Annotated in this window: 7 protein-coding genes; 4 read left to right on the top strand and 3 right to left on the bottom strand. The window is 70.4% G+C overall.

What is annotated here, in order from left to right; translation table 11 throughout:
• Nucleotides 1–136: 136 nt before the first annotated feature.
• Both AC08OX_RS13955 and AC08OX_RS13950 read left to right on the top strand, forming a co-directional pair.
• Nucleotides 137–1,249, top strand: coding sequence for an arginine deiminase family protein (locus AC08OX_RS13955; protein ID WP_011435939.1), 1,113 nt, complete (start codon nucleotides 137–139; stop codon nucleotides 1,247–1,249).
• Nucleotides 1,250–1,342: 93 nt separating this feature from the next.
• On the top strand, nucleotides 1,343–1,519 hold the full coding sequence (locus AC08OX_RS13950; RefSeq protein ID WP_476608220.1) for a FitA-like ribbon-helix-helix domain-containing protein: 177 nt from the start codon (nucleotides 1,343–1,345) through the stop codon (nucleotides 1,517–1,519).
• A gap of 983 nt (nucleotides 1,520–2,502) precedes the next feature.
• Here the strand turns inward: AC08OX_RS13950 and AC08OX_RS13945 are convergent.
• The gene (locus AC08OX_RS13945) at nucleotides 2,503–3,258 is read right to left on the bottom strand and encodes a 4'-phosphopantetheinyl transferase family protein (protein ID WP_476608221.1); all 756 of its coding nucleotides are present in this window, start codon (nucleotides 3,256–3,258) and stop codon (nucleotides 2,503–2,505) included.
• Between the two features lie 140 nt (nucleotides 3,259–3,398).
• Complete coding sequence (locus tag AC08OX_RS13940; protein ID WP_476608219.1) at nucleotides 3,399–4,274, bottom strand: metallophosphoesterase family protein; 876 nt, start codon at nucleotides 4,272–4,274, stop codon at nucleotides 3,399–3,401.
• A gap of 200 nt (nucleotides 4,275–4,474) precedes the next feature.
• Here AC08OX_RS13940 and AC08OX_RS13935 point away from each other — a divergent pair, with 200 nt between their 5' ends.
• Nucleotides 4,475–4,849, top strand: coding sequence for a DUF1232 domain-containing protein (locus AC08OX_RS13935; RefSeq protein ID WP_476608218.1), 375 nt, complete (start codon nucleotides 4,475–4,477; stop codon nucleotides 4,847–4,849).
• Nucleotides 4,850–4,904: 55 nt separating this feature from the next.
• The gene (locus AC08OX_RS13930; RefSeq protein ID WP_476608217.1) at nucleotides 4,905–5,513 is read left to right on the top strand and encodes a DsbA family protein; all 609 of its coding nucleotides are present in this window, start codon (nucleotides 4,905–4,907) and stop codon (nucleotides 5,511–5,513) included.
• A 72-nt stretch (nucleotides 5,514–5,585) separates the two neighbouring features.
• Here the strand turns inward: AC08OX_RS13930 and AC08OX_RS13925 are convergent.
• Nucleotides 5,586–5,945, bottom strand: a 360-nt coding sequence (locus AC08OX_RS13925) for a TerD family protein (RefSeq protein ID WP_476608216.1), incomplete at its 5' end; no start/stop codon positions are given.

The raw sequence follows: 5,945 nt of genomic DNA, 5'->3' as shown, positions 1-5,945 counted from the left end.
GGCGCGCCGTGGCGGGTGCCGCCGTCGCGGCGGGGGTGCCGGTGTCGGGGGTGCCGGGCCGGCGCGGTCGCGACCTGGTCACCGGATGACCAAGGTCACCGGATGACCAAGGTCACCGGATGACCAAGGTCACCGGATGACCGGGTCGACGGTTCTCATCCAGAATCCGACGGTGGTGCAGCCGGCCGAGACGTCGGTGTTCCTGGCACCCCGTCCGTCCTACGACCCGGTCCGGGCCGCGGCCGAGTCCGCCGCGGTGCGAGCGGCGCTCGCCGACCTCGGGGCCCGTCCCTGTGCCCCGTCCGAGATCCTCGCGGCGCTGCCCCGGGAGGTCCTGATCGAGCTCGCCGTCCGCGCGGTCAGCGCTGAGGACGACCTGCGAATGGCCGCCGCCCGCGAGGCGCTCCACGACTGGTCGGCGCCGGCGCTGGTGCCGGTGGTGCTGCGCCAGCCGCGGCTGCTGCTCGACCCCGGCGCCGCCCGCGGCGTGATCGGTCCCGACCAGGCGGACGAGAGCTACGCCCTGCGTCCCCTGGCCGGGTTGATGTTTCCCCGTGATCATTATGTCGATCTCGGTGAAGCGGTCGCGGTCGGCCGGTTGCGGCGTCGGGACCGGGCCCGCGAGACGGTCGTCATGGCGGCCGTGCTGCGCGGGTTGCGGGGCCGATCGGCCGAGGTCCGCGTCCCGGAGCCGCTGTTCCTGGAAGGCGGGGATCTGGTGAGCTGCGGCGATGTGGCCGTCCTCGGCACCGGTTGGCGGACCAGCCCGGCGGTCTGGGGGCTGTTGCGTCCGCATCTGTTGGCCAGCTTCGGTCACGTGGTGCGGGTCCGCGACGAGCTGCGGCGTGACGGCCAGCCCCATCTGAACTCCTGGCTCGGCCTCGGCCCGGGGATCGCCCTCGTCGCCGCCGATCGGCTGCACGCCCCGGCGGTGGTGGAACGCGACGGCGTCGCCGGCCGGGAGACGACGCTGGTCGACGCCCTGCGAACGATCAATCTCGCCGTCTGTCCGCTGGCACCGGACATGGTCGCGGCCTTCGCCGCGGGGGTGTTCTTCCTGCCGGCCTTCGCGCCGCCGGAATCGGTCCTCCGGTCGGAGCCGGCCGCCCTGGTATCCACGGCGAGTGCGCCCTGGACCGAACCGGTGCTGTCGCGGTTCGGGATCCAGACCGTCGCGGTGCCGTTCGACGAACATCACAAGCAGTTCGGCAGCCTGCACCGGGCGCTCAACACCGTCCCGCTGCGCTGATGGCATGGCGCTTGCGGTGGGACTAAAAGGCTTGCATGGTGATGATTCATGTCCGCCAGGTGCCGGAGGAGACCCTCACCATCCTCAAGGTCCGTGCCGCGCGCGGGCCGGTCATTGCAGCAGTATGTGCTGCAGCTGCTGGAGGGCGAGGCGGTGACGCTCACGGCCGAGGAAGCCGCGGACCAGGCCCGATCGATCGACTTCCGCGGCACGGTGACCGCGACCGACGTCGTGGACGCGATAGCGCGGATGTGCGCGGACCGTGGATGATCGTCCTGGACACCTCCGCGCTGGTGTAGTTTCTGGTCGGCACGAATGACGTCGCCGACGTGGTCCGTGCCCTGGCCACCCGGGAGCGGATCGCCGCGCCGCACGCGGTCGACCTGGGATGCGCCTCGACGCTGCGCGGCCTCGCCCGCGGTGTGAAGCTGCCCGAGGGCGAAGCATCACGCGCCCTGGAACTGCGTTGGTCGCATGAACCTGCGACGCTATGGCCACGCCCCGCTCCTCCCCCGGATCTGGGAACTACGCCACAACATGTGGCCCTACGACGCCGCCTACATCGCGCTCGCGGAAACCCTGAACGCCGACCTTGTCACGGCCGACCGAAAACTCGGCCGCGTTCCGGGTCTCCGCTGCACCGTCCGTGACCTCCAGAACGGGCCGCGAACGCTCCGACCGGACCCGGCTCGCCTCCAGCCCGAGCCCCAGCCCGGTCGGGTGGGAGTCGAACCATCAGCGTCGGCTTGCGGGGTGTCGGCTTGCGGGGTGTCGGCTTGCGGCATGCTACCGGCATGCCTGATTCGCGGATCAGCCTGGCCGATGCCCTGGAACTGACGCGGACCGGCGACCTGTGGCTGTTCCGCGGCCGCACGGCGGCGGACCGGGCGATCCAGACGACGGCCAACAGCCCGGTGAACCATGTCGGCATGGCGGTGGTCGTTGACGATCTTCCGCCGCTGATGTGGCACGCCGAGCTGGGGAAATCGTTGCCGGACGTCCTGGGCGGGCACGCATCAGCGCGGCGTGCAGTTGCACGACCTGCGTGCGGCGGTGGAGGTCTGGGCACGCCGTTTCCGTTTTGGAGCGGTTCTGGAGCGGTGACGACCTGCGTCTGTCCGGAGGCTTCGTGCTGGGCGGGGAGATCGTCGTGGACGTGGACGACTCTGCCTAGCGTCGCGTCCGGTGGGTCCGTGCGGCGGCCGTTGACCAGGATTCGGTTCCTTGTCTTTCCAGAGCCTTTCGTGCCCGATTTATCCCTCTGGATAGGCAGGATGCGTCTGGGGGGATGCCGTCGTCACGGGGGTGCCGTCCAGGTGCGGCACGGTGATCGCGGTGACCAGCAGGCCGCGGGCCGAGAGCCAACGACCGTCGAAGCCGGTCAGCTCACCGCCGGCCAGCCGTGGTCCCGCCACCAGGAGTTTCGCGGTGAAGGTGCCCCGGGCGGCCGGGCTCGGTGCCGGCGGGCCCATAGGTGCGGTGCCCGGGTGGATCACGAGGGCGGCGTCCCCGAAGCCGAGCCAACGTTCCGCCAACGGGTACCACGCCTTGTAGACAGACTCCTTGGCGCTGAACAGCAGCCGGTCCCAGCAGACGGCCGGGCGGGTGCGGGTGAGGGCCGCGAGCCAGCCCGCCTCGACGGGAACGGTGATCTCCTTCAGCACCCCGCCGGGTGTGGGCTCGTTCGGCTCGGCGTCGATGCCGATGGTGTGGACCTCCGCAGCCCGGGCCACCGCAGCCGCCCGGTAGCCGGCGCAGTGGGTGATGCTTCCCACCACTCCGTCCGGCCAGCCGGGTGCGCCGCGGGAACCGGGCAGGATCGGCGCCGCCGGAAGTCCGAGCCCCTCCAGCGCGCGATGCGCGCATACCCGGGCGGTGGTGAACTCGCGGCGCCTCTTGTCGACCGCGCGGCTCAGCAGCGCAGCTTCCTCGGGGAACAGCACGGCCGAGGGATCGTCCTCAAACGCCTCGACGGCGACGGCCGCGGCGGGCAGCAGGCTCGCGAGCAGGCGCGGATCCACTCTCTTTACTCCGGTACCCGCTACTCCGGTAGCCGTTCCTGACGTCGAAGCCGGCGCTCCCGGCGGCGCCGAGCCTGCCCCCGGCGCCAATCTCGATCCCGGCGTGGAACTCGATCCTGGCATCGCGCTCAGTCCCGGCGGGCCGGCGGTGCGGGGAAGGGCAGGATCTGCCGTAGCCCGGACCATGACGTGCCCCACGCCGCGCGTTCCCGAGGGTAGCCCATCGAGACCTCCTCAAAGCGGACGTCGTCGTACCAGGTGGTGCGGGGAATGTGCAGATGACCGTAGACGACAGCGCTGGCCCGGAACCGCGTGTGCCAGTCAGCCGTGCTCGTGGTGCCGCACCACAGCGCGAATGTGGGGTACCGCAGTACCGCGGTGGGCTGACGGACGAGCGGCCAGTGGTTGACGAGCACCGTTGGCATTGTCGGATCGATGTCGCCGAGGCGCGTCCGGGTCTGCGCGACCCGGGCCTGGCACCAGGCGTCGATGGTGGGATACGGGTCCGGATGCAGCACCCATTCGTCGGTGCATACGATCCCGCTTTCCCGGGCCCGGGCCAGCGCCTCCTCCTTCGTCGCCGTTTCGGCGGGCCGAAAGGTGTAGTCGTAGAGCACGAACAACGGCGCTACGACAACCGGGCCGCCCGCGCCCTCCCAGACCGGATAAGGGTCCTCCGGGGTGACGACGCCCAGCCCGCGGGCGATCTCCACGAGATGCCGGTAGCGTTGTTCGCCGCGCAGCTGCACCGGGTCCTGCTTGGGAGTCCACAGCTCGTGATTCCCCGGCACCCAGACAACCTTCGCGAAACGCCCGCTGAGCTGCTTGAACGTCGTCTCGATATCGGCGATCGTCTCGGCGACGTCACCGGCGAGGATCAGCCAGTCGTCGGATGATCCGGGTGCGATGTCCTCCACCATCCGCCGGTTCTCGGGGTAGGCGACATGCACGTCACTGACGGCCAGCAGCCGCCCGGGCGAAACCGGGGAATCCGTCCGGGACACAGGGCGAAGCCTACCGGCGCGGCCACCGGCGTGTCCGCCGGATGAAAATGCTGTTCCTGTGTTCAAGATGGCGCCGGGTGGGCATCCTGATCGAGAATCATCGCGAGGGATCGGTGACGATCCCTCGAGGACGACACGATGAGCCGACGGATCCGGCCGATCTTGCGGGAGCGGGCAGCGATGAACGACAGCGGGCAGCGATGAGTGACAGCGTCGGAATCGGGCTGCTCGTCGCCCTCGGGGTTCTCGTCGTGATCGTTCTGGCGCTGGCCGTGGCCGCGCTGGTCGCCGTCCGGAAGTACCGGCTGCCGCTGCGGGGCCTCGTGGCGACCCTGGCGGGCCTCGCCTACGTCACCTCCCCGGTGGACGCCGTCCCGGAGATTCCGCTGGGGCCGATCGGCCTGATCGACGACATCACCGTGATCATCGCGACCGTGGTCTACCTGCGTGGCCTGATCGCCGCGCGGCGGGGCCTGGACCCGGCCGGGATCGATCCACCCGGCCGGGCACCCCACCCGATGCCGCGGCAGCCTCCGCCGCCTCGGGTATCAGGCCGGCGCCGCGGTGCCCGCTGAGCAGGCTGCCGGGGCTGGCTGGAACACCGGGGCCGGCCCCGGTGTTGCCCGCGACATGACTTCTGTCACCTTCGCGATCACCTGGGATTACCGTTGCCCGTTCGCCCGCAACGCACATGAACACGTTTTGACTGGTCTCGCGGCCGGTGCCGACTGGCACGTCACCTTTCTCCCGTTCTCGCTGGGGCAGGCGCACGTGGAGGAGGGGCAACCCAGCGTCTGGGAGAAGCCCGAGCAGGCCTCCGGGATCCTCGCCTTGCAGGCCGGCGTCGTCGTCCGCGACGAATACCCGGATCTGTTCCCCGCCGCGCACCGGGCGCTGTTCGCGGCGCGTCACGACGAGGGCCGTCACCTGGAGGACCGGGCGGTCATCCGGGAGACGCTCGCGGGGGTGGGGCTGCCCGCCGACGAGGTGCTTGCCCGGGTTGACGATGACGCTCTCGACAAGGTCCGCGCCGAGCACGAGCAGTACGTCGCCTCACATACCGTCTGGGGCGTGCCGACCTGGATCGCCGGTGATCAGGCCGTGTTCGTCCGGCTGATGAACCGTGCGCCGTTCGGTGCCGACCCGGCGGGTTCCATCCGTGCGGTGGAGCGCATCGTCGATCTGGTGACCGGTTGGCCCGAGTTGAACGAGTTCAAGCACACGTCCATCCCACGCTGATCTTCCACGCCGGTTCGGTCCGTCCCGGTACACCCACGGCGCCGGGGATAGCGGCCGCGCCGCCCGGCGGTGTCAGACGTCCAGGCCGTAGCTGCGGGCGATCGCAGCCAGGCCGCTGACCCCACCCTGGCCGAGCGCCCGGAAGCGCCAGCCGTCCTGATCCCGGTAGAGCTCACCGAACAACATCGAGGTGTCCCGCGCGGCGGCGGTGGTGAGGTCGTACCGCACCAGCTCGTCATCGGTCGACGCGTTGACGACCCGGATATAGGCGTCGGTCACGTCGCCGAAACTCTGGTGTCGATAGTCGGCGTTGTGGATGCTGACCGGGAAGACGATGCGCGTTATTGCGCTGGACAGCAGGTCGAGACGCACCTCGATCTGTTCGTCGTCGCCCGCACCCTCACCGGTGAGGTTGTCACCGCGGTGCAGGGC

This window comes from Frankia sp. CoBUL1 (assembly GCF_978021245.1).
Note: the sequence above shows the minus strand (reverse complement) of the source record. Positions and strands in the feature narration are given on the sequence as shown.